Raw genomic sequence first — 23098 nt, forward strand, 5'->3', positions numbered from 1 at the left:
GTTGATTCTCGCTGCCGTGTGGGGGGCCAGTTTTCTGTTCATGCGCATCATTGCGCCGGTGCTGGGCACCCTGCCCACCGCCTTCTTTCGCGTCTCCATCGCCTGCGCCGGGTTGCTGGTGATTCTCGCCCTGCTGCGCGTGCGCTGGGACTTCCAGGGCAAACTCAAGGCCTGCCTGTTTCTGGGCATGATCAACTCGGGAATACCCGCAACGCTCTACTCGGTGGCCGCCCAGGTGCTGCCCGCCGGCTACTCGGCGATCTTCAACGCCACCACGCCGCTGATGGGCGTGCTGATCGGCGCGCTGTTCTTTCGCGAGGCCATGACCCTGCCCAAGCTGGGCGGCATCTTCCTGGGCCTGTTCGGGGTCGGCATTCTCAGTGGTGCGGGGCCGGTGGCCTTCGACGCCAGGCTCATGCAGGGCGCCCTCTCGTGCCTGGCGGCCACCACCTGCTATGGCTTCTCGGGGTATCTGGCGCGGCGCTGGCTCGACCAGCAGGGCGGCCTGGACAGTCGCCTGTCGGCGCTGGGCAGCATGATGGGTGCCACCTTGCTGTTGCTGCCGCTGTTCGGCTTCAGCGTGATCACCCAGCCACCTGCCAGCTGGGGCGGCTGGCAGGTGTGGTTGTCGCTGCTGGGGCTGGGCCTGTTGTGCACCGCCTTCGCCTACACCCTGTACTTTCGCCTGATCAGCGAAATCGGCCCGGTAAAATCCACCACCGTGACCTTCATGATCCCGGCCTTCGGCGTGCTGTGGGGCGCGTGGCTGCTGGACGAGCCCCTGTCGATGGCGCACCTGTATGGCGGGCTGCTGATTGCCGTGGCCTTGTGGCTGGTGCTCAAGCCGGCCCGCCAGGCCCGTCAGCTGGCCAGCGACTGATCCACCGTGTCAGGCTTGGTCGCGGGCTTGCGGAACACGAACAGCAGGCCCACCACGATCAAGCCCATGCCCAGCAGGCTCAAGGCCGCCAGGCGATTACCGAAGATCAGGTAGTCCATCACCGCCGTCACCGCCGGCACCAGGTAGAACAGGCTGGTGACATTGACCAGGTTGCCCTTGGCGATCAGCCGGTACAGCAGCAAGGTCGCCAGCAACGACACCACCAGGCCCATCCACAACACCGAGAACACAAAGCTGGCATTGGGGTTGACCGCCAGCGGCTGGAACGGTGCAAACAGCGCGCACATCAGCAGGCCCGCCAGGTACTGCAAGGGCAGCGTGCCCACCGGGTTGCTGGTGATGCGCTTCTGCATGATCGAGCCGAACGTCATGCTGGCCAGCGCCAGCAGCGCGAACAGCATGCCCGCCAGCGAGATGCCGCCCAGGCCGATGCCCTGGTACACCACCATCACCAGCCCGATCAGCCCCAGGCTCAGGCCGAACAGCCGGCTGAACGAACGCTTGCGCTCCATCAGCACCACCGTGAGGATCGGCTGCACGCCCATCACGGTGGCCATGATGCCGGGCGTCACCTTCAGGTCCAGCGCCAGCAGGTAGAAGATCTGGTAGGCACCGAGCAGCACGCAGCCGGTGGCGATGGCTTGCAGCAACGGGCCGCGACCGCGTGGCCAGTGCAGGCGCAGCAACGGGCCGAGCAGCAGCAGGCCGACAAAGGCAATCGCAAAGCGGATCAGCAGAAAGGCAAAGGGCGAGGCCTGCGCCAGGCCGAGCTTGGAGACGATGGCGCCGCTGCTCCAGAGCAGGACGAACAGGCTGGTGGTGGCCGCCGAGGCCACGGATTGTTTCGAGATAACTGACATGAAATGCCACCTGTATTCGGGCAAGTAAGCCGAACGGTCGAGCTGCGCGGTGCAGCCGGCCGTATTCAGTAGGGTTCAGGTGTGGTGGGGGCGCAGCCAGTGGCCGCTCAGCCCAGCACTACAACCACGCCGGGTGGTGCGACAACGCACGCCACGGGGCTACTGACAGGTGGTGGGTAGTGACTGATCATGACCGGCTGCTGGGACCCACGCACGACCACGACCGCGTCGGGCGCGGTAGCGAATACGGTGGTGGGGCAGGAAGCTGGCATGTGCAGGTCTTCGGTGAGGTGAACTGTGGGTGAATATAGCCACACTCGCGACACGGTGCAAGGCCCGCCCCGGCAGGGGCCAACCTTGCACCGAGTGTGGTCAGAACAGCCAGCGGTACAGCAGGTAAGCAACCAGCACCGCCAGCACCGGGCGCAGCACGCGGTAGGCCTTGGGGTTGGCGCGCTTGAAGGTCTTGACCCGGCTGCTGATCACGGTACTGAAGCGTTTGCTCCAGGCATACGCCTGGTTGATGCCGCCCACGCGCTCGTCGTCGGTGTTCTGCGGCGCGGTGGCCCGGCCCAGGAAGGCACTGACCTTGCGGTTGATGCGGGTCATCAGCGGGCTGGTCAGCGGTCGCTCGATATCGCAGAACAGGATCACCCGGGTGGTCTCGGTTTCGTTCTTCACCCAGTGCACGTAGGTTTCATCGAACATCACGTCTTCGCCATCGCGCCAGGCGTACACCTGGCCGTCGACATAGATGCGGCAGTCGTCCGAGTTCGGCGTGGACAGCCCCAGGTGATAGCGCAGCGAACCGCCGAACGGGTCGCGGTGCGGGTTCAGGTGGCTGCCGCCCGGCAGCAGGGCGAACATCGCGCCCTTGACGTTGGGGATGCTGTTGACCAGCTCGACGGTGCGGGGGCACAGCGCCTCGGCCGATGGCAGCGCCTTGTCGTACCACTTCAGGTAGAAGCGCTTCCAACCCTTCTTGAAGAACGAACCGAAGCCGGCATCGTTGTCTTTTTCGGCGGCGCGGATGTAGCCCTCGTCGAACAGGTGCATGGCCTCCTCGCGGATCACCTGCCAGTTGTCCTTGAGCACGTCCAGCTCGGGGAAGCGGCTACGGTCCAGGTAGGGCTTGGAAGGCACCCCGGAAAACAGGTACATAAGGGCGTTATAGGGGGCGAACAGCGCCGAATGGTTGACGAACTGGCGCAACACGGGCAAACGCGCCTTGCCGCGCAGGTGCACGTACAGGGTGCTGCCGAAGAACAGCAGCAGTACACCTGCCTTGGCGACAAAGGAAAAGGTCATGCAACACTCCTTGAATTTCGATCAGGCCATCGCTGCCGGATAATCGGACATGATAAACCGATCCGGCCCCGGTAAAAACAACCGGGGCCGGACATTCAGTGTTGGCAATTGTGCAACAACGCAGTGCGCCGAACATTGAGGCGGATCAGCCTCGGTGGAGCCTGGCGGTGGTTACTGCTGGTTTTCCTGCTCGGTAAACAGGTCGCTGAAGAGCATGCTCGACAGGTAGCGCTCGCCCGAATCGGGCAGGATCACCACGATGGTCTTGCCCTGCATTTCCGGCTTTTCGGCCAGGCGTACCGCCACGGCCATCGCCGCGCCACAGGAGATACCGCACAGGATGCCTTCCTCCTGCATCAGGCGCAGGGCCATGGCCTTGGACTCCTCGTCGCTGGCCAGCTCGACCTGGTCGACCATCGACAGGTCCAGGTTGTTGGGTACGAAACCTGCGCCGATGCCCTGGATCTTGTGCGGGTTGGGCTTGATTTCCTGGCCGGCCAGGGCCTGGGTGATCACCGGAGACACCAGCGGCTCGACCGCCACCGACAGAATCGGCTTGCCCTGGGTGTTCTTGATGTAGCGCGACACACCGGTGATGGTGCCGCCGGTGCCCACGCCGGCAACCAGCACGTCGACCCCGCCGTCGGTGTCGTTCCAGATTTCCGGACCGGTGGTCTTCTCGTGAATGGCCGGGTTGGCCGGGTTGTCGAACTGCGCCGGCATGAAGTAGGTGGCCGGGTCGCTGGCTACGATTTCGGCGGCCTTCTCGATCGCGCCCTTCATGCCCTTGGCAGGCTCGGTCAGCACCAGCTCGGCGCCCAGCGCCTTGAGTACCTTGCGCCGCTCGATGCTCATCGAGGCCGGCATGGTCAGCATCAGCTTGTAGCCGCGCGCAGCGGCCACGAAGGCCAGGCCGATACCGGTGTTGCCCGAGGTCGGCTCGACGATGGTCATGCCCGGCTTGAGCCGGCCGCTGCTTTCGGCGTCCCAGATCATGTTCGCGCCGATCCGGCACTTGACCGAATAGCCGGGGTTGCGCCCCTCGATCTTGGCCAGGATGGTCACGCCCCGCGGGGCGATGCGGTTGATCTGCACCAGCGGCGTGTTGCCGATGGAGTGCGCGTTGTCAGCGAAGATACGGCTCATGGCTTGGGTCCTTTTGGCACCGTGCGAAAACTTCAAGGGTATGCCTGCCCCTGCGGTGCGTCCACCCCGAACGAACCGATGCGCCCGTGCGGCGGTCAACCGATCATCCTCAATCACGGAACCCACGCCGATGAAACGCCGCTACCGCTGGCCCCTGTGGGGGCTGCTGGGCATTGCACTGTTGCTGCTGGCCCTGCACCTGACGCTGCCGATCCTGGTACGCAACTACTTGAACGAAAAGCTCGCCGACATGGGCGACTACCGCGGTCAGGTCACCGATGTCGACCTGGCCCTGTGGCGGGGTGCCTACAAGATCAACGGCCTGACCATCGTCAAGACCACGGGCAAGGTGCCGGTGCCGTTTCTGGAGGCGCCGCTGATCGACCTGTCGGTGAGCTGGCATTCACTGTGGTACGACCATGCCGTGGTGGCCGAAGTGACCTTCCTGCGCCCGAAACTGAACTTCGTCGATGGCGGCAACACCCAGGCGTCGCAGACCGGTAAGGGCACCGACTGGCGCGCGCAGCTGAGCAAGCTGCTGCCGATCACCCTCAACGAGCTGCGCATAGACGACGGCACCCTGACCTTTCGCAACTTCAATTCCAAACCGCCGGTCAGCCTTGAAGCGACCCAGCTCAACGCCAGCGTCTACAACCTGACCAACGTGGTGGACGTCGAAGGCAAGCGCGACGCCCGCTTCGAGGGCAAGGCCCGGCTGCTGGGCGACGCGCGGGTGGAAAGCACGGCCACCTTCGACCCACTGAGCAACTTCGAGGACTTCCAGTTCCGCCTGCGCGCCACCGGCATCCAGCTGCGCCAGATGAACGACTTTGCCAGCGCCTACGGCAAGTTCGACTTCAATGCCGGGCACGGCGACGTGGTGATCGAGGCCGAGGCGAACAAGGGCCAGCTCAAGGGCTACATCAAGCCGTTGTTGCGCGATGTCGAAGTGTTCAACTGGCAGCAGGACGTGGACAACAAGAACAAGGGGTTTCTGCGCTCGATCTGGGAAGCCCTGGTGGGCGGTACCGAAACGGTGCTCAAGAACCAGCGCAAGAACCAGTTCGCCACGCGCGTGGAGCTTAGCGGCAGCGTGCATCACAGCGATATCAGCGCGTTCGAGGCGTTTTTGCAGATTCTGCGCAACGGCTTCGTGCAGGCATTCAATGCGCGGTATGAACAGGGGCCGCCGAAAGCTGACTGATCCATGGCGGTACTGGCCCTTTCGCTGGCAAGCCAGCGACTAGGCCAGGCCTGCCACCCCGGTTCCATGACCAATCATCCACAGACTGAATACCCCGTCCGCGTTCACAGCCACGCAAGCCCCGCGTTATAGTCGTCGCATGATAGTCACCGCATGACCATTTTTTGAGGATCGGTACATGAAGTTCGAAGGCACCAGCGCATACGTCGCCACAGATGACCTGAAACTGGCCGTCAACGCGGCGATCACCCTGGAGCGCCCGCTGCTGGTCAAGGGCGAACCCGGCACCGGCAAGACCATGCTCGCCGAGCAACTGGCCGAAGCCTTCGGTGCCAAGCTGATCACCTGGCACATCAAGTCCACCACCAAGGCCCACCAGGGCCTCTACGAGTACGATGCGGTCAGCCGCCTGCGCGACTCGCAGCTGGGCGTGGACAAGGTGCACGACGTGCGCAACTACCTGAAAAAGGGCAAGTTGTGGGAGGCCTTCAAAGCCGAGGAGCGGGTCATCCTGCTGATCGACGAAATCGACAAGGCCGACATCGAGTTCCCCAACGACCTGCTGCAGGAACTCGACAAGATGGAGTTCTACGTCTACGAGATCGACGAGACCATCAAGGCCAAACAGCGCCCGATCATCATCATTACCTCCAACAACGAGAAGGAACTGCCCGACGCCTTCCTGCGTCGCTGCTTCTTCCACTACATCGCCTTCCCCGATCGCGCCACGCTGCAGCAGATCGTCGACGTGCACTACCCCAACATCAAGCAGGACCTGGTCAGCGAGGCGCTGGACGTGTTCTTCGACGTGCGCAAGGTGCCGGGCCTGAAGAAAAAACCCTCCACCTCCGAGCTGGTCGACTGGCTCAAGCTGCTGATGGCCGACAACATCGGCGAAGCGGTATTGCGCGAGCGCGACCCGACCAAGGCCATCCCGCCGCTGGCCGGTGCGCTGGTCAAGAACGAGCAGGACGTGCAGTTGCTGGAGCGCCTGGCGTTCATGAGCCGGCGCGGCAACCGCTGAGCCAACGGGGTCATTGCCATGCTGCTGAACCTGTTCAATGAAATGCGCGCGGCCAAGGTGCCGGTGTCGGTACGCGAGTTGCTCGACCTGCTCAATGCCTTGAAGCAGCGGGTGATCTTCGCCGACATGGACGAGTTCTACTATTTGGCGCGCGCCATCCTGGTCAAGGACGAGCGCCACTTCGACAAGTTCGACCGGGCCTTCTCGGCCTACTTCAAGGGCCTTGAAAACCTCGACCACCACCTGGAGGCGCTGATCCCCGAAGACTGGCTGCGCAAGGAATTCGAGCGTTCCCTGACGGATGAAGAGCGTGCGCAGATCCAGTCCCTGGGCGGTCTGGACAAGCTGATCGAAGCGTTCAAGAAACGCCTGGAAGAACAGAAGGAACGCCATGCCGGCGGCAACAAGTGGATCGGTACCGGCGGTACCAGCCCGTTCGGCTCGGGCGGCTTCAACCCCGAGGGCATTCGCGTGGGCGATGCCGGCAAGCGCCAGGGCAAGGCGGTCAAGGTATGGGACCAGCGCGAGTACAAGAACCTTGACGACGGGGTGGAACTGGGTACGCGCAACATCAAGCTGGCCTTGCGCCGGCTGCGCAAGTTCGCCCGTCAGGGCGCGGCCGAAGAGCTGGATATCGACGGCACCATCGACCACACCGCGCGCGATGCCGGGCTGCTCAACATCCAGATGCGTCCGGAGCGGCGCAACAGCGTGAAGTTGCTGCTGCTGTTCGACATCGGCGGTTCGATGGACGCCCACGTGAAGATCTGCGAAGAGCTGTTTTCGGCCTGCAAGACCGAGTTCAAGCACCTGGAGTACTACTACTTCCACAACTTCGTGTACGAGTCGGTGTGGAAGAACAACCTGCGCCGCACCTCCGAGCGCACCTCGACCATGGACCTGCTGCACAAGTACGGCGCCGACTACAAGGTGGTGTTCGTGGGCGATGCGGCCATGGCGCCCTACGAGATCACCCAGCCCGGTGGCAGCGTGGAGCACTGGAACGAGGAAGCCGGGTATGTGTGGATGCGCCGCTTCATGGAGAAATACAAGAAGCTGATCTGGATAAACCCCTACCCCAAAGACACCTGGGGCTATACCGCTTCGACCAACATCGTGCGCGAGCTGGTCGAGGACCGGATGTTCCCGCTGACCTTGCGCGGGCTGGAGGAAGGGATGCGGTTTCTGTCCAAATAGCGGTGAACCCTTCGCCGGCCTTGCCGGCGAAGAGGCCCTGTCAGTCGGCAAACCTCTGCAGATAAACCTGCTGCTCTCGCCATGCCATCTCCTGCACCACGGCCCGCAACCGCACCACACGCCCCGGCAGCAACTGCGCCAGGCCGGCCAGCGCCAGCGGGGTCAGCGCCCCCAGTCGCGGATAGCCGCCAATCGTCTGCCGATCATTGAGCAACACGATCGGCTGCCCATCCGGCGGTACCTGCACCGCGCCCAGCGGTATCCCCTCCGAGATCATCGGTTGCCCCTGATACTGCAACGCCGGGCCCAGCAGGCGCATGCCCATGCGGTCGGCGCGGGTGTCCAGGGTCCAGTCGCGGTTGAAGGCATCGAACAGGCTCTGCCCGGCAAATTCGCCGATCTGCGCCCCCATCACCAGGTCCAGCACGGTGCAGGTGCCAGGCACGGGTCGAAGCCCTTCGGGCACCTCACGCACACCCGGCGCGTTGCCGGCGTAGCCCAGGCACTCGCCTCGGGCCAATGCCCTGCCCAGTCCCGTCAGCCCACCCAGCTCCTCGCGCACCACCGTAGCGCAACTGCCCAGCACCTGTGGCGCAGCGAATCCCCCTGGCGCCGCCAGGTAGGCCCGCACACCCTGCAGCGGCTGGGTGAACTGCAGGCGCTGCCCCTTGGCCATCACGAAACTGCGCCACGGCGCCAGCGGCTGGTCGTCGAGCCGTGCGCCCAGGTCAGCACCGGCCAGTGCCAGGCAGCACGCCTGCTCGGCCACCAGCATCAGCCCGCCCAGGGTGATCTCCACCACCGCCGCCTGCGGTGCATTGCCCAGCAGCCAGTTGGCCCAGCGCATCGATACCCAGTCCAGACCACCGCCCTGGGTCACGCCCAGGTGGCGCACGCCAAAGCGCCCGGAATCCTGCAACAGGCACAGCGGCGTGCTGGACTCGATCAGCAAGCGGCTCACGGCGACACCTGCAGGGGCGTGTCGTCGCCGCCGAGTGCAAGGAATTCGGCACGCTCCACCGCCACGAAGCGCACCCGGTCGCCCGGCTGCAGCAGGCTGTAGCCCTCGCGCTGGCGATCGAACAGGCGGCTGGGGGTACGCCCGATCAGGTTCCAGCCCCCGGGCGACACCGCCGGGTAGGCCGCCGTCTGGCGCTCGGCGATGCCCACACTGCCGGCTGCCACGCGCTTGCGCGGGGTGGCCAGGCGCGGCGCGGCCAGCGCCTCCTCGACCAGCCCCATGAACGCGAAACCCGGGGCGAAGCCCAGGGCGAACACCTGGTACTCGCGCGCGCTGTGGCGGCGGATCACCCCCGCCACGGAGTCGCCGCTGCGCTGCGCCAGCAAGGCCAGCTCGGGCCCGACGCTGGGGTCGTACCACACCGGAATGTCGTGGCGCTGCCCTGCCCCGCCCTCGTCGGGGCGAAGACCTTCGAGCGCCTGCGCGATACGCTCGCGGGCCTGGGTGGGCGACAGGTCGAAATGCACCATCACGGTGGTGTACGACGGCACCAGATCGATCAGCTGCGCCGCAAAGGCTGCACGCAGACGCTGAGTGGCAGCGAGCATCCAGGGCATGTTGGACTCGTCGATCGCATCGAACAGGCGCACCATCAGGCAATCGACAGCAACCACCTCGACGCGCCACTTCATGGCGCCGCCTGCGCATCGAGAGCCTGACGAATCTGCCGCACCGCAGCCACCGAGCTGGCATTGTCGCCATGCACACACAGCGTATGGGCCTGCAGGCGCAGTGCGCTGCCATCACTGGCAACCAGCGGCTCGCCCCGTGCCAGGCGCAGGGCCTGCTCGACGATCAGGGCCGGGTCGTGGTGCACGGCACCGGGCAGGCGCCGCGACAGCAGGCGTCCGGCGGGGTCGTAGGCACGGTCGGCAAAGGCCTCGAACCACAACGTGACGCCATATTCGTCACCCAGTGCCTGGGCCGCGCGATTGTCGGCCGTGGCCATCAGCATCAGCGGCAGGCTGCGGTCGTAGGCGGCCACCGCCTCGATCACCGCACGCAGCTTGCCCGGCTCGGCCATCATGTCGTTGTACAGCGCGCCGTGGGGTTTGACGTAGGCCACCTGGGTCTTCTGGGTACGGCAGATACCGTCCAGCGCGCCGATCTGGTAATGCAGCAGGTCGCGAATCTCTTCATTGCTGCAGGCCATCGAGCGGCGCCCGAAACCGGCCAGGTCCTGGTACGCCGGGTGCGCCCCCACCAGCACGCCCCCGGCCACGGCCAGCGCCACGGTGGCGCGCATGATGCCCGGGTCGCCAGCATGAAAACCGCAGGCGATGTTGGCGCAATCGATAAAGGGCATCACTTCGGCATCCAGCCCCATGCTCCAGCTGCCGAAACTTTCACCCATGTCGCAATTGAGTAGCAGGCGGCTCACGCGCGTTGCTCCTGTGTCGGGTGGGGGGCGGCCCGGAGGCCGTCTAGCGCCAGCTCGGCTCCACCGGCTTGCGCCGACCGCCGAGGATCGCCCAGCCGATCAGCATCAGCAGGCTCTCGATCACCAGTGCCAGCAGCATGGCGCTGGCCAGGCCCCAGGCCATCGCCTCGGGCGCCAGCAGGATCTGGTAGCTGTAGCCCTTGAGGGTTTCCTCGCGCAAGGCCGGGTCGGCCGCCACCAGTACGTGCCAGGTGCGTACCAGCCACGGGCGCTGCAGGGTCTGCCACTCTTCTTCAAGCAGGCGATTGCGCGCCACCAGGCTGTCGATGCTGTCGGCATCGCTGTTGAACACCGGGTCGTCGCTGGCACGGTAGTGACGTACCAGCGCCTGCAGGTCGCCATTGAAAAAGCGCTGCGCGGTCTGGTTGAAGCCCTTGAGGCCCTCGCGCGATTCGAGCAGGTGCGCCTCGACCCGCTGGGTGTAATCGTTGATCAGCCCGGGGATCTGCACACCGACCAGCAGGCCGAAGGTAAACAACAGCAAACGCAGGTAACTTCTGAACATGAAGGCTGATCCTTAGCTGGCCTGACCCTGGGCAATGCATTCACCGCGCCGCCACAGGCCCCACTGGCCAGGCTCGTAGCGGTGCCAGATCTCGTCCTCGGTCAAGGCCTCGGTGGCAATGACGGTGACCACGTCGTTGGGCGTGGTCTCGGCCTGGAAGTCGACGATCATGTCCACGTCCTTGAGCCGCGCCGGGCCGAACGGTGCACGCCGGGTGATGTGTACCAGCTTGGTCGAACAGAAGCAGAACAGCCAGTCGCCATCGCTGAGCAGGCAGTTGAACACGCCCTTGCCACGGAACTCGGCGCAGGCCTGCACCAGCACCGGGATCAGCTCCTCGACCTCGACCGGTTCGGGGAATGCCTCGCGGATGCGGTTGAGCAGGTCGCAGAAGGCGGCCTCGCTGTCGGTATCGCCCACCGGGCGGTAGAAGGTGCGTTGCCCCTGGAAGTCGCCCAGCTGGCCGTTGTGTGCGAAGCACCAGTTGCGCCCCCACAGTTCGCGCACGAACGGGTGGGTGTTGGACAGGCACACCTTGCCCACGTTGGCCTGGCGAATGTGGCCGATGACCACCTCGCTCTTGATCGGATAACGCTGCACCAGGTTGGCGACTTCCGACTCGCAGCTGGCCGCCGGGTCCTGGAACAGGCGCAGGCCACGGCCTTCATAGAAGCCGATGCCCCAGCCGTCACGGTGCGGCCCGGTACGTCCGCCACGCTGCATCAGCCCGGTGAAGCTGAACACGATATCGGTAGGGACATTGGCGCTCATGCCCAGTAATTCACACATGCAGGGGTCGCTCCAGGGCGGATCTTACAAACGCGGTTCGAGGCGCTCGCGGCTGCCGCCGGCGGGTGCTTCAGGGGGTTCGCTGCGGTAGCGGTCACGGCTGTCGGCGGCGAACGGCTGGTCGTCCAGCGGCTCGTCGGCATCGCGCCTGGCGGCGGCTTCGGCAGCGGCGCGGCGGGCCTTGGCACGGCGCTCCAGCGGCCAGCGCAGCAGCACGAACACGGCATACAGGATGAACGCGATCATGCCGTACATGGCCAGGTCGGACGCGGCGCGCAGAACGTTGTTGCCGACCTTGAAGGCCAGGTCCAGGGCAGTGATGGCAATGGCCGGGGCAAACTTCTCCTTCACCGGGTCGATGATGGTCGGGGTCAGCAGCAGCACTGCCATGATCACCCGCAGCGGCTCGCGCAACCAGCGCCACATCCACGCGGTCAGGCGAAAGCCCACCAGCAGGCAACCCAGGGCGGCCAGGGCATAGAGTCCCCAGGCGAGCAGATAATCGTTCTCGGTCATGGCGTCCGTGGCAAGCTAGGCAAATAGATGCTTATGATAACGACTTTTCAGCGCGCAGGCGCGCCCCAGCAAAGAGAACCCCGCATGTCCGCAGCTGCCAACGCCCCCCAAGCCCCGATCGCCCGCCAGGATGCCGGCACCGATCCCTATGCCTGGTTGCAGGCCCGGGACACCCCCGAGGTGCTGGCCTACCTGAACGCGGAAAACGCCTATCAGGAGGCGCAACTGGCCGACCAGGCCGGGTTGCGCGAGCAGCTGTTCGAAGAGATCCGTGGCCGCATTCTCGAAACCGACCTGTCGCTGGCCTCGCCCTGGGGCCCCTACCTTTACTACACCCGCACCACCACCGGCGACGAGTACCCGCGTCATTACCGCTGCCCACGCCCGGCCGACGATTCGCCGACGGTCGATGAAAGCCGCGAAGAGCTGCTGCTGGACCCCAACCTGCTGGCCGCCGGTGGCTTCCTCAGCCTGGGCGCCTTCAACATCAGCCCCGACCACCAGCGCCTGGCCTACAGCCTGGATACCAGCGGCGACGAGGTCTACACCCTGTACGTCAAGGACCTGGCCAGCGGCGCGGTCGAGCAGCTGCCGTTCGAAGACTGCGACGGCAGCATGACCTGGGCTAACGACAGCCAGACGCTGTTCTTCGCCGAACTGGACGACACCCACCGCCCGCACCGGCTGATGCGTCATCGCCTGGGCACCCAAGGGGCGGTGCAGGTGTTCGAGGAGGCCGACGGTCGCTTCTTCCTGCACTGCTACCGCGCCAGCTCCGAGCGCCAGCTGATCCTGCTGCTCAACAGCAAGACCACCAGCGAGGCCTGGGTACTGGATGCGCACACCCCGGAACAGGCGTTCACCTGCCTGGCACCACGGGTCGAAGGCCATGAGTACTACCCTGACCATGGCCAGTTGAACGGCCACTGGCACTGGTTCATCCGCAGCAACCAGCAAGGCATCAATTTCGCCCTGTTCCACGGCCCGGCCGACACCCTGCCAACCCACGAGCAGTGGCAGGTACTGGTGCCGCACCGCGACACCGTGATGCTCGAGGGACTGACCCTGAACGCCAGCGCCCTGACCCTGAGCCTGCGCGAGGGCGGCCTGCCGATCATCGAGGTGCGCCCCCACGGCCTGCCCACCTACCGCGTCGAGCTGCCGGATGCAGCCTACAGCCTGTACGTGCAGGACAGCCTGGAGTTCGACAGCCCACGCATCCGCCTGCGCTACGAGGCGCTGAACCGCCCTGCGCAGGTACGCCAGCTGACGCTTGCCGATGGTCAGCAGCAGGTGCTCAAGCAGACCCCGGTGCTCGGCCCGTTCGACCCCGACGCCTACGTCAGCCAGCGCCTGTGGGCCACCGCCGGCGACGGCACGCAGGTACCGATCAGCCTGGTTCAGCGCCGTGAGGACCTCGGCAAGCCGGTGCCGCTGTACCTGTACGGCTACGGTGCCTACGGCGAAAGCCTGGACCCGTGGTTTTCCCATGCGCGCCTGAGCCTGCTGGAGCGCGGCGTGGCCTTCGCCATTGCCCACGTGCGCGGCGGCGGCGAACTGGGCGAGGCCTGGTACCGGGCCGGCAAGCAGGAGCACAAGCCCAACACCTTCAGCGACTTCATCGCCTGCGCCGAACACCTGATCGCCACCGGCGTGACCGATGCCGAGCACCTGGCGATCAGTGGCGGCAGTGCCGGCGGGCTGCTGATCGGCGCGGTGCTCAACCAGCGTCCCGAGCTGTTCAAGGCGGCGATTGCCGAGGTGCCGTTCGTCGACGTGCTCAACACCATGCTCGACCCCGATCTGCCGCTGACCGTCACCGAGTATGACGAGTGGGGCAACCCGCAGGAGCCCGAGGTGCACGCGCGCATCAAGGCGTATGCGCCCTACGAGAACGTGAAGGCCCAGGCCTACCCTGCCCTGTTGGTGGTGGCCGGTTACAACGACAGCCGCGTGCAGTACTGGGAGGCGGCCAAGTGGGTGGCCAAGCTGCGCGTGCACAAGACCGATGACAACCTGCTGCTGCTCAAGACCGAGATGGGCGCCGGGCATGGCGGCATGAGCGGGCGCTACCAGGGGCTCAAGGACGTGGCACTGGAGTACGCGTTCGTATTTAAAGTGCTGGGCCTGGTGTAATTCAGGATTTCTGTTGTCTGAATCAGCAATTCGCCGGCAAGGCCGGCTCCTGCAAGCTATGCACTGGCCATTGCAGGAGCCGGCCTTGACGGCGAAAACCAGACACCACAAACCTCCAAGAAAAAGACCAACCGCGATGCCCGACCCGACCTCCCTGAACAACGAAATTCGCGACATGCTCATGGACTGCGGCCTGTTCGACCAACTGCTGCCGCCTGACTTTCAGACCGCTGCCGGCTACTTCAGCATCAGCACCATCGCCCAGGGCGAGGAAATCTTCCACGAAGGCGATGCCGGCACCTTCATGTGCATCATCCACTCGGGCCAGGTATCGGTACGCAAGACCGACCCCGACGAGCATCAGGTGGAGATCGCCACCCTGCGCAAGGGCCGCGCCTTTGGCGAGATGGCCGTGCTGGACGGCGAACGCCGATCGGCCAGCTGCGTGGCCGCCAGCGACTGTCAACTGCTCAACCTGGGCAAGGACTCACTGGAAAAAATGCTCAACGAAACGCCCAAGGTGGCCGCCAAGATCATCCGCGCCCTGGCCGTGGCACTGTCGCGTCGCCTGCGCATGCTCGACGGCCAGCGTCTCTCGCAGCAGGTCTAGCCCTCGCGCGGTTCCTTGCCGGCATCCGGCGCAAGCCCTGGCAGCGGCTGGTCCTTCGGCGGGCTGGGCAAGGGAATCGGCGGCAACAGCGGCGCACCCGACGAGCCCTGCCCTGCACGGGGGATGGTCGACGGGGCCACCTGCGGGTAAGGGGTGGGCGTGGGCGTACCCGGTGCACCCGGTACCGGTGCGAGGGTGCGTGGCTGCAGGTCCGCAGCCTGGGCCTGGCCGAGCCAGGCAATCAACAGCAGGGCAATGCTCGCATGGCGCATGGGGCGGGCTCCTGGAGAGTGCTGCCTACAGGCTACGCGCAAGCGCTGCGGTTTGCCTGTCCGAAATGCCCGTCATGGCGCTAAACTTCACGGCATAACCGTAACAAGCCCGAGAAAGGTACAACCATGAGTTCGGCAACCTCTTCCGCCGCCGCCACCGCGCGGCTGGACCGCATCCTCGCCGATGCCAAGCGCGACAAGGAAATGGGCTACCGCGACAAGGCCCTGCGCATGTACCCCCACGTGTGCGGCCGCTGCGCCCGCGAATTCGCCGGCAAGCGCCTGAGCGAACTGACCGTGCACCACCGCGACCACAACCACGACAACAACCCCCAGGACGGTTCGAACTGGGAACTGCTGTGCCTGTACTGCCACGACAACGAGCACTCGCGCTACACCGACCAGCAGTACTTCAGCGAAGGCTCCACCGCCAGCCCAAGCATCGCCAAGGCCACCCATAACCCGTTCGCCGGGCTGGCCGGGCTGCTCAAGAAAGACTGACCCTGCGCCCCACCCGTGCCGGCAAGCCCGTATAATCGCGTCTTTTTTCTCAAGGGCCCCGGCACGTGGCGAACAAACGGTACAGCTGCATTGGTCTGTTCAACCCCAAATCAGCGGAGAACGTCGGTTCGGTGATGCGTGCGGCGGGTTGCTATGGCGTGAACTCGGTGTTCTACACCGGCAAGCGCTACGAGCGCGCCCGCGACTTCGTCACCGACACCAAGCGGGTGCACTATGACATCCCGCTGATCGGCATCGACGACCTGCAGAAGATCATCCCGCTGGGCTGCACACCGGTTGCCGTCGAACTGGTCGAGGGCGCCCGCCCGCTGCCCGAATACACCCACCCCGACCGCGCGATCTACATCTTCGGCCCTGAAGACGGCTCTCTGGATGCCGACGTGCGCGCCTGGTGCGAAGAGACCATCTACATCCCGACCAATGGCTGCATGAACCTCGCTGCCACCGTCAACGTGGTGCTCTACGACCGCATGGCCAAGGGCCTGAACACCCGCTCCGGGCCCAAATTCAAGTAATCCGCGGGAACGTCCTGGCGGCCCTGGCGGTCTGCTGACTATCCATGCCCCCACAGGAGTACGACCATGTCCCAGAACAAGACCCTGACCCTGGCCACACCGTTTCAGAGCAAGACCGAACACAACGTGCAAGGCTGGGAGCGCGCTGGCTCCCTGGCCACGGGTGTGGTGATGGTCGGCAAGGGGCTGCGTCGCGGCGGTTTCTTCGGCCTGATCCAGATCGCCATCGGCGGCGTGGCGCTGGCCCGGGGCATCACCGGACACAGTTCGGCCAAGAGCCTGATCGAGCGCGGGCGCCGCGACCTGGATCAGATCCGCAGCAAGATCGAACGCACCGGTGAAGAGCTCAGCGTGCTGAAGGCCAATGCGCAAGCGGCCACCCACAGCGCCACGGTCACCGGCAACGACTCGCTCAAAAGCCCCAAGGCCTAACGCAACAGCTTGGTGTCCAGCACCTCGGAGCCACGTCCCAGCACGTTTTCACTGAGCTGGATGAACTCTGCGGTGCTGACGCTGTTGAGGCGCATCAGGCCCTGGGTCACGTCGTCCAGCGAACGCTGGTTATGCGTGTGCAGGCGGATCTCGCGGTCCAGCGCCTGCAGCAGCAACACCGCACGGGCCACCCCCGCATCGGTGATCTGCTCGCCGCGCAGCGTGGTGACCTTTTCACCCTGCCTGGCCAGCCGGGCCTGCACGGCCTGGTAGCGGTCCTCGGTGATGCCGCCGGCACGGCGCAGCAGTTCGATGCCGTAGTATTCGGCCAGCCCCTCGCCAATCCAGTCACTGCGCTCCTGGTCGTTGACCTGGGCGAACACCCGCACCAGTTCGCGCAACAACGGGCTGCTGCCGTTCTCGTTGACCAACGGGCGATTGCTGTTGAGGTAGATCGAGTGGTAGCCGGCCCGGGTGCCGCGCCACAACTGGTCGCGGGCGCCCACCAGCAGCAGCTTGGGCGGGTTGCGCGGGAACACGCTCTGCAGCTGTGGCCACACGAACGTCAGCAGGGTCAGGGTGTCCATGCGCCGCAGGCCCTGGCCCTGGGGCCCGGCGACGGTGACCTCGGTCTCGCCCAGACGGGTGCGCCGGCTGCCCAGGTTGCCGGCGAGCATCCAGCCGGTAGGTCGGTCGAACAACCGCGAAGGGTTGTCGATGCGGAAACGCTGCTTGCCAATCCGCGGCCAGGGCGTTTCGACACTCTTCCAGTCGCCCGGCAACTCGAACACCAGGCGCGCGACCAGCTCGGTGCCGTCCTGCTGGTCGAGGCGCGCGGCAGGCACCAGGTCATCGCCCCGGAACAAGGCCCATTGCGCAGTGATGCGGCTGTCGTAGCCGGCGTTCTTCAGGGCATGGTTAAGCTGTACCCGGTAGCTCAGGCTGGACACTCCCGCCCCCGGCTGCCACAGGCCACGGCGTGCTCCGGCCTGCAACTGCCAGGCGCCATCGGCCTTGAAATCGCTGTAGACGGCTTCCTTGCCCAGGTCGAAATCCAGGCTGCGCACCGCTGCGCCGCCGGCCAGGGTCAGGCGCACCTCGGCCTGCCCGCTCTGGGGCAGCAGGCGCACGTGGTAATCCAGATCGACCTTCTTCGCCCAGGCGCCATGGCTCGCCAGCAACAGCGCAGCCCCCAGCAAACAGCGACGTATCTCCATTCACATCCCCTTGCGCCGCAGCCTCAGCCGGCGCGGAAAATCAGATAGTCTTCCCAATCGTCTTCGGCCACGCTGTCTTCACTGAGCATGCGGCCAGACCACGAAATGCGTTGCTTGTGCACCTGCTCGCGATCGCCACTGACCAGGTGATGCCAGCTGGGCAGGTCCTTGCCCTCGCTGACCAGCCGATAGCCACAGGTGGGCGGCAGCCACTTGAACTGGTCGGCCTTGCCCGGGGTGAGCTGGATGCAGTCGGGTACCGAGGCAAAGCGGTTGGGGTAATCGCTGCACTGGCAGGTCTTGAGGTCGAGCAGCTTGCAGGCAATGCTGGTGTAGTAGACGCTGTTGTCGTCTTCGTCCTCGAGCTTTTGCAGGCAGCACAGGCCGCACCCATCGCACAGCGACTCCCACTCCTGGCGATCGAGCTGATCGAGGGGCTTGCTGATCCAGAAGGGTTGGGTGGCAGGCATGGTGCGTTTTGTCCTGTTTCAATTCAAGTGCGCGCGCGTGGCGGCGCCAGTCTAGGGCGTGTGGCCGGGCTTTGCCAGACCGCTTGTCAGGGCTGGCGCCACGCAGTAGTTTGACAGGCTGTGTGTTTTCCAACCCCGTCAGGAACCCCTCCATGAGTGCCAACCCTCGCGTTGCCGACTATGCCATTGCCGAGCAGTTCATCCAGCGCTGGTCGCCCCGGGCGTTTACCGCCGAACCGATTGCCGAAGACACCCTGCTGAGCTTCTTCGAAGCGGCGCGCTGGGCCCCCTCGGCCTACAACTCGCAGCCGTGGCGCTTTCTGTTCGCGCGCCGTGACACGCCGAACTGGGAGCGCTTCCTGGGCGTGCTCAACGAATTCAACCGCAGCTGGGCCCAGCACGCCTCGGCGCTGGTGCTGGTGATTTCCAAGACCACCTTTACCGCCCCTGGCGCCAGCGAAGAAACCCCGGCGCTGTGGCACACCTTCGACACCGGCTCGGCCTGGGGCCACCTGGCGTTGCAGGCCAGCATCAGTGGCTGGCATACCCACGGCATGGCCGGGTTCGACCAGGCGCTGGCGCGCAAGGAGCTGAAGATTCCGGACGGCTATGAACTGCATGCGATGGTCGCCATCGGCAAGCTGGGCGACAAGGCCAGCCTGGCCGAGTACCTGCAGGCCCGTGAAGTGCCAAGCCCGCGCAAGCCGTTGAGCGAGCTGGCGGCCGAGGGTGATTTCAGCCTGTAGGGCTGAAGTTCGCGGCGCCCCGTTCGCCGGCAAGGCCGGCGCCTAAAGGATCTCCTGTAGGCGCCGGCCTTGCCAACGAAGGCTGCGACGCGGTTTCAGTCAGTAGCCCCGCTCGAAATCCACCTCGCCACGCAACGCCTGCCCCGCCTCGTATGCCCGCAGATTCTCCACGAACAAACGCACCATCGCCGTCGGCGAGGTCGGCGCCGAGCTGTGCCCGGTCAGCAGCAGGCCCCAGGCGGTCCAGAACGGATGACGCTGCGGCAGCGGCTCCTGGCGGCAGACATCGATCACCGCGCCCGCCAGGTGCCCCAGCTTCAGCGCCTCGACCAGGTCGGCATCGACCACCGATACCCCACGCCCGGCATTGATGAACAGCGCCTGGGGGTTGAACCTGGCGAACAGCGCGGCGTTGTACAGGTCGTGGGTGGCAGGCGTGTCGGGCAGCAGGTTGACCACATAATCCACCTCGCCCACCAACCGCCCCAGCTCATCCAGGCCGGCCACCTCGACAAACGGCGCCTGTACGCGGGCCTGGCTGGCCACGCCATACAAGGTGACACCGAAGGGCAGCAGGAACTCGGCAACCTGCTGGCCGATGTCACCGGTGCCCACGATCAGCACGCGCCGCCCTTCCAGGCTGCGCCCCAGGCGCCCGTCCCACTTGCGTTCCACCTGGCTGAGCACGCGCGCGAGCACCTCGCGCTCATGGCCGAGCATGTAGGTGAGCACGTACTCGGCCATCACCTGGCCAAAGATGCCCACCGCCCGCGTCAGGCGATAGCCACGCGGCAAGCCGTCGACCAACAGCGGGGTGATGCCGGCCCAGGTCGACTGCACCCAGGCAGGGCCGTGGCCCTGACGCAGCAGGGTGGCCAGCAGATCGGGCTGGCCGAGCCACACCGGGCATTCTGCTGCCAGCTTCGACAGTTCGGCAGAGTCGCCGCTGGTCACTACCTCGAGGTCCGGTGCCATCTCGCGCAGCAGGCGAGCGTAAAGGGCATGATCCTGTTCAACGATCAGAACGCGCATGTTTTGGATAACCTTGGCATAAACCACGGCGCTGGCCCGCTCACTGCGCGGGCCGCGCCATGCAAGACAGAAAAAAGCTCAGACCGGGTCGTTGCGCCGCAACAGCTCTTCGGGAAGATGCTCGATGTACTCGTCTTCAAGTGGCGGCATCTGCAGGTGGTAGCCCTGCTTCTCCAGATTGGCCAGCACCTGGGTGATGTCTTCGCGGGCCAGTTGGCGTTCGGGGGTCAACACCAGGTCGAAGGCATGCACCGGCTTGCCAAAGGCCGGCAGCAGCCCCTCGGGCACGCGCTCCAGGCCATCGGCCTTGAGCACGTAGAGGTACATTTCATTCTTGCGCGGGCTCTTGTAGATCGAGCAGATACGTTTCATGGCTGGTCTCCGGTGCCGGCCAGGCAATCGAGCAGCGCCTGGCCCATCCGCTCGCGGCGCCAGCCGCGCAACGAATCAGGCAGTTGATAGGGCCCGTTGGGGTAGCCGCTCTTGAGCAGCGCCTCGAGGGTTTTCTTGCGCAGCATCAGTTCGGGCGCGATGCCCAGGCGCTCGCCTTCGGCCTGGCCGATGGCACGCAGCTGCTTGAGCAGCGCCGAAGCCTCGATCGGCAAGGGCTCGGGCAGGGCCGGCGGCCACTCGCTGGGCGGCACGCTGGCGGCCTTCTTGATCAGCTCGAGCAGGAACTCGCCATCCTGGCGAATGGTGCGCGGGTGCATGTCTTCGATCTTGGCCAGGGCCGACAAATTGTCGGGCTGGGTACGGGCCAGAGGCCACAGCGATTGCTCGCGCAGCACCCGGTTGCGCGGCAGGTTGCGCGCACGCGCCTCGCGTTCGCGCCAGGCGCACAGCTCGCGCAGCACCGCCAGTTGCGCACGCGACAGCTTCCAGGCCAGCTTGGCATCACGGTACAGCTCGTAGGGGTCGGTTTCGCGGCGCAGTTGGGCTACCAGCTCGGCGCCGTCTTCCAGCACCCAGGCATTCTTGTCTTCGGACAGCTGCGGGCGCAGGCGCTCGTAGACTTCGGCCAGGTGCACGGCATCTTCGGCGGCGTAGCTGACCTGGGTTTCCGACAGCGGGCGCTGCAGCCAGTCCGAACGGGTCTCGCCCTTGGGCAGCTCGATGCCGAGTACTTCCTGCACCAGTCGCGAGTAGCCCATGGAGAACCCGAGATTCAGGTAGCCGGCGGCCAGTTGGGTGTCGAACAGCGGCGCCGGCAGGCTGCCGGTCAGGCGCATCAGCACTTCGAGATCTTCGCTGCAGGCATGCAGCACCTTGGTCACGGCGCTGTCTTCGAGCAGCTCGGCCAGCGGCTGCCAGTCGCCGATCAGCAACGGATCGATCAGAAAGGCACGCTGCCCGTCGCCGACCTGGATCAAACCGGCGATGGGGTAAAACGTGTCAACCCGCATGAATTCGGTATCAAGCGCTACATAAGGCAACTGCCGCCACTGTCGGCAGTGCTCGGCCAGGCTGCGGTCGTCGCAAATCCAGTGAATATCGATGGCCACAAGGCTCTCCCACGAACAATGGCGCGCAGTATATACGGCGCAGGCCACCGCCGGGAAACCGCTCGACCGCCGTTCCCTCGCCAGCCTGCGCACGCGGTCAGTGTGTAGCGACCACCGGACGGCAACTGGCGAACATGTCCAGTTGCGGGTCGTACACCGAGGTGTGCACCCGCAGCAGGCCGAGCATCGAATGGAACAGGTTGTCCTGGCTCAGCGGCTGGTTGCGCGAGCGCTGCAGGCAGTCGGTATCGACGGCATAGTCCTTGCGATAGCCATCGGAAAACCACGCCAGCATCGGTATGTGCTTCTGCTGCTCGGGAGCGAGCATGTAGGGCGTGCCGTGCAGGAACAGGTTGTACTCACCTAGCGACTCGCCATGGTCGGACAGGTACAGCATGGCGGTGTCGACCTTGTCCTGGCGACTGCGCAAGACGTCGATCAGCGTGGCCAGCACGTGGTCGGTGTACACCAGGGTGTTGTCGTAGCCATTGATGATGCTCTGGCGGTCGCACTTGTCCAGGGCATTGCTGCGGCACACCGGGGTGAAACGCTCGTAGGCCTTGGGGTAGCGCTTGAAGTACTCCGGCCCGTGGCTGCCCATCTGGTGCAGTACCAGCACGGTGTCCTGCTGCAGGTTGTCGAGCATCGCCCCCAGCCCCTTCAACAGGATTTCGTCGTGGCATTCGCTGTCGGCGCACAGGGCCGGGTCCTTGAGGCTGCTGACATCCTCGAACGCCACGCGATCGCAGGTGCCCTTGCAGCCGGACTGGTTGTCGCGCCAGTGCACCGCGATGCCGGCACGCTGCAGCACGTCGAGCAGGCCCTCCTGGTTCCTGGCCTTGCTGGCGTCATACTGCTTGCGGGTGAAGGTGGAGAACATGCAGGGTACCGACACCGCCGTTTCGGTGCCGCACGAATGCACGTCGCTGAAGGCCACCAGCCCCGCCTCCTTGCTCAGCTGAGGCGTGGTATCGCGGTCGTAACCGAGCAGGCCGAAGTTCTGTGCGCGGGCGCTCTCTCCCACCACCAGCACGGTCAACGACTTGCGCGCCTGGGGCGTTACCGCCAGCGGGCGCACGGCATCTTCGCCAATGCGGCGCAACGGTACATGCGCGCTGCCTACCTGCTCGCTGACATAGGCTACTGCGGCGCCGACATAGTTGCTGGGCACGACCATCAGGTGCAGTTCATGGTGATTGCGAAACAACGAGGAAAGCCCCTGGTAATTGAGCAATGCCACAGCGCCCAGTACTGTTGCGCTGACCGTGCCGACCACCAACTTGCTCAACAACTCGCGGGGGAAGGTGCGATAAAGAATCGGGGTTTTATATAAAAGAATACTCGGCACTACGCCCAGTAACAGGATATAGCCGGCCAACGTGAACGAGAGCAGATCACGCACTTCGGTGGCATTGGTTTCCATGGTATTGCGCAACATGCCCACATCGATCAGCACGCCGTAGCGATTCATGAAGTAGGCCACCCCCGCGCTGACAAGGAACAACCCCGCCAGCACCGGCTTGAACACGGGCCGGAAGGCCACCAGGGTCAGCACCAGGTTGAACGCGCAGAACACCAGCACGGCAAACGCCAGGCGCAGCACCAGGCCCGGGGCATCCCCCGGCACGATACTGAAAACATGCTGCCACAGTACCGCGTTGAAACCGATCAACAGGTACAGGCTGGCAATCAACGTTACCCATTCGGCACGCAGGGGTTTTAACTTGAACAT

At 65.1% G+C, this 23098-nt stretch carries 26 protein-coding genes; 10 read left to right on the top strand and 16 right to left on the bottom strand.

The window, feature by feature from the left end; all coding sequences use genetic code 11:
* Window position 1: 1 nt before the first annotated feature.
* Window positions 2-880: a DMT family transporter gene (locus JZZ72_RS13595; RefSeq protein WP_210014566.1), complete on the top strand. Its 879-nt coding sequence runs from the start codon at window positions 2-4 to the stop codon at window positions 878-880.
* On the opposite strand, the gene JZZ72_RS13600 is transcribed toward JZZ72_RS13595, so the two are convergent.
* From JZZ72_RS13600 to cysK, 3 genes are all read right to left on the bottom strand, one after another.
* A complete protein-coding gene (locus JZZ72_RS13600; protein ID WP_054914957.1) occupies window positions 862-1761 on the bottom strand; it encodes a DMT family transporter in 900 nt (299 codons plus the stop codon). The two genes, JZZ72_RS13595 and JZZ72_RS13600, sit on opposite strands and share 19 nt — an antisense overlap.
* 372 nt (window positions 1762-2133) lie before the next feature.
* On the bottom strand, window positions 2134-3069 hold the full coding sequence (locus tag JZZ72_RS13605; RefSeq protein WP_043864185.1) for an aspartyl/asparaginyl beta-hydroxylase domain-containing protein: 936 nt from the start codon (window positions 3067-3069) through the stop codon (window positions 2134-2136).
* 171 nt (window positions 3070-3240) lie between these two features.
* A complete protein-coding gene (gene cysK / locus JZZ72_RS13610) occupies window positions 3241-4215 on the bottom strand; it encodes a cysteine synthase A (RefSeq protein ID WP_043864186.1) in 975 nt (324 codons plus the stop codon).
* Between the two features lie 130 nt (window positions 4216-4345).
* Here cysK and JZZ72_RS13615 point away from each other — a divergent pair, with 130 nt between their 5' ends.
* From JZZ72_RS13615 to JZZ72_RS13625, 3 genes are all read left to right on the top strand, one after another.
* Complete coding sequence (locus JZZ72_RS13615) at window positions 4346-5419, top strand: DUF748 domain-containing protein (RefSeq protein WP_210014567.1); 1074 nt, start codon at window positions 4346-4348, stop codon at window positions 5417-5419.
* 178 nt (window positions 5420-5597) lie between these two features.
* Window positions 5598-6443, top strand: coding sequence for an AAA family ATPase (locus JZZ72_RS13620; protein WP_210014568.1), 846 nt, complete (start codon window positions 5598-5600; stop codon window positions 6441-6443).
* Between the two features lie 18 nt (window positions 6444-6461).
* Window positions 6462-7640, top strand: a complete 1179-nt coding sequence (locus JZZ72_RS13625) for a vWA domain-containing protein (protein WP_043864189.1) — start codon at window positions 6462-6464, stop codon at window positions 7638-7640.
* A 40-nt stretch (window positions 7641-7680) separates the two neighbouring features.
* On the opposite strand, the gene JZZ72_RS13630 is transcribed toward JZZ72_RS13625, so the two are convergent.
* The 6 genes from JZZ72_RS13630 to JZZ72_RS13655 are packed head-to-tail and all read right to left on the bottom strand — an operon-like array spanning window position 7681 to window position 11912.
* Window positions 7681-8601 (bottom strand): 5-oxoprolinase subunit C family protein, encoded by a 921-nt coding sequence (locus JZZ72_RS13630; RefSeq protein ID WP_210014569.1) that lies wholly within the window; start codon window positions 8599-8601, stop codon window positions 7681-7683.
* On the bottom strand, window positions 8598-9293 hold the full coding sequence (gene pxpB / locus JZZ72_RS13635) for a 5-oxoprolinase subunit PxpB (protein WP_210014570.1): 696 nt from the start codon (window positions 9291-9293) through the stop codon (window positions 8598-8600). The genes JZZ72_RS13630 and pxpB overlap by 4 nt, the downstream gene beginning before the upstream one ends.
* A complete protein-coding gene (locus JZZ72_RS13640) occupies window positions 9290-10042 on the bottom strand; it encodes a 5-oxoprolinase subunit PxpA (RefSeq protein WP_058541522.1) in 753 nt (250 codons plus the stop codon). Before JZZ72_RS13640 ends, pxpB begins: the two co-directional genes overlap by 4 nt.
* Window positions 10043-10085: 43 nt before the next feature.
* Window positions 10086-10607 carry a DUF2937 family protein gene (locus JZZ72_RS13645; protein ID WP_054914961.1) on the bottom strand — a complete coding sequence of 174 codons (522 nt, stop codon included), beginning with the start codon at window positions 10605-10607 and terminating at the stop codon, window positions 10086-10088.
* Window positions 10608-10619: 12 nt separating this feature from the next.
* On the bottom strand, window positions 10620-11396 hold the full coding sequence (locus tag JZZ72_RS13650; protein ID WP_043864194.1) for a class II glutamine amidotransferase: 777 nt from the start codon (window positions 11394-11396) through the stop codon (window positions 10620-10622).
* A 24-nt stretch (window positions 11397-11420) separates the two neighbouring features.
* Window positions 11421-11912, bottom strand: coding sequence for an MFS transporter (locus tag JZZ72_RS13655; protein ID WP_100634621.1), 492 nt, complete (start codon window positions 11910-11912; stop codon window positions 11421-11423).
* Window positions 11913-11996: 84 nt separating this feature from the next.
* On the opposite strand from JZZ72_RS13655, the gene JZZ72_RS13660 reads away from it, so the two are divergent.
* Both JZZ72_RS13660 and JZZ72_RS13665 read left to right on the top strand, forming a co-directional pair.
* Window positions 11997-14048 (top strand): S9 family peptidase, encoded by a 2052-nt coding sequence (locus JZZ72_RS13660; protein WP_210014571.1) that lies wholly within the window; start codon window positions 11997-11999, stop codon window positions 14046-14048.
* Window positions 14049-14184: 136 nt separating this feature from the next.
* The gene (locus JZZ72_RS13665) at window positions 14185-14658 is read left to right on the top strand and encodes a cyclic nucleotide-binding domain-containing protein (RefSeq protein WP_088514493.1); all 474 of its coding nucleotides are present in this window, start codon (window positions 14185-14187) and stop codon (window positions 14656-14658) included.
* Here JZZ72_RS13665 and JZZ72_RS13670 read toward each other — a convergent pair.
* Window positions 14655-14930: a hypothetical protein gene (locus tag JZZ72_RS13670; RefSeq protein WP_210014572.1), complete on the bottom strand. Its 276-nt coding sequence runs from the start codon at window positions 14928-14930 to the stop codon at window positions 14655-14657. The genes JZZ72_RS13665 and JZZ72_RS13670 overlap by 4 nt on opposite strands.
* Before the next feature lie 126 nt (window positions 14931-15056).
* Between JZZ72_RS13670 and JZZ72_RS13675 the strand changes: the two genes are divergently transcribed.
* The 3 genes from JZZ72_RS13675 (at window position 15057) to JZZ72_RS13685 (ending at window position 16399) form a co-directional block, all read left to right on the top strand.
* A complete protein-coding gene (locus JZZ72_RS13675) occupies window positions 15057-15431 on the top strand; it encodes a YajD family HNH nuclease (protein ID WP_043864199.1) in 375 nt (124 codons plus the stop codon).
* A 65-nt stretch (window positions 15432-15496) separates the two neighbouring features.
* Complete coding sequence (locus JZZ72_RS13680) at window positions 15497-15967, top strand: RNA methyltransferase (RefSeq protein ID WP_043864200.1); 471 nt, start codon at window positions 15497-15499, stop codon at window positions 15965-15967.
* Between the two features lie 66 nt (window positions 15968-16033).
* Entirely contained in the window at window positions 16034-16399 is a 366-nt protein-coding gene (locus JZZ72_RS13685; protein ID WP_043864201.1) for a YgaP family membrane protein, read from the top strand.
* Here the strand turns inward: JZZ72_RS13685 and JZZ72_RS13690 are convergent.
* Window positions 16396-17616 carry a hypothetical protein gene (locus JZZ72_RS13690; protein ID WP_210014573.1) on the bottom strand — a complete coding sequence of 407 codons (1221 nt, stop codon included), beginning with the start codon at window positions 17614-17616 and terminating at the stop codon, window positions 16396-16398. The two genes, JZZ72_RS13685 and JZZ72_RS13690, sit on opposite strands and share 4 nt — an antisense overlap.
* Window positions 17617-17639: 23 nt before the next feature.
* Window positions 17640-18086, bottom strand: a complete 447-nt coding sequence (locus JZZ72_RS13695; protein ID WP_043864203.1) for a YcgN family cysteine cluster protein — start codon at window positions 18084-18086, stop codon at window positions 17640-17642.
* Window positions 18087-18238: 152 nt separating this feature from the next.
* On the opposite strand from JZZ72_RS13695, the gene JZZ72_RS13700 reads away from it, so the two are divergent.
* Entirely contained in the window at window positions 18239-18832 is a 594-nt protein-coding gene (locus tag JZZ72_RS13700) for a nitroreductase family protein (RefSeq protein ID WP_210014574.1), read from the top strand.
* Between the two features lie 99 nt (window positions 18833-18931).
* Here JZZ72_RS13700 and JZZ72_RS13705 read toward each other — a convergent pair whose 3' ends face one another.
* From JZZ72_RS13705 to JZZ72_RS13720, 4 genes are all read right to left on the bottom strand, one after another.
* Window positions 18932-19864 carry a D-2-hydroxyacid dehydrogenase gene (locus JZZ72_RS13705; protein WP_043864205.1) on the bottom strand — a complete coding sequence of 311 codons (933 nt, stop codon included), beginning with the start codon at window positions 19862-19864 and terminating at the stop codon, window positions 18932-18934.
* Between the two features lie 78 nt (window positions 19865-19942).
* A complete protein-coding gene (locus JZZ72_RS13710; RefSeq protein WP_043864206.1) occupies window positions 19943-20236 on the bottom strand; it encodes a YcgL domain-containing protein in 294 nt (97 codons plus the stop codon).
* On the bottom strand, window positions 20233-21366 hold the full coding sequence (rnd, locus tag JZZ72_RS13715; protein ID WP_043864207.1) for a ribonuclease D: 1134 nt from the start codon (window positions 21364-21366) through the stop codon (window positions 20233-20235). The genes JZZ72_RS13710 and rnd overlap by 4 nt, the downstream gene beginning before the upstream one ends.
* A gap of 97 nt (window positions 21367-21463) precedes the next feature.
* On the bottom strand, window positions 21464-23098 hold the full coding sequence (locus JZZ72_RS13720; RefSeq protein ID WP_210014575.1) for a phosphoethanolamine transferase: 1635 nt from the start codon (window positions 23096-23098) through the stop codon (window positions 21464-21466).

Source organism: Pseudomonas palmensis, assembly GCF_017848315.1.
GTDB lineage: Bacteria > Pseudomonadota > Gammaproteobacteria > Pseudomonadales > Pseudomonadaceae > Aquipseudomonas > Aquipseudomonas palmensis.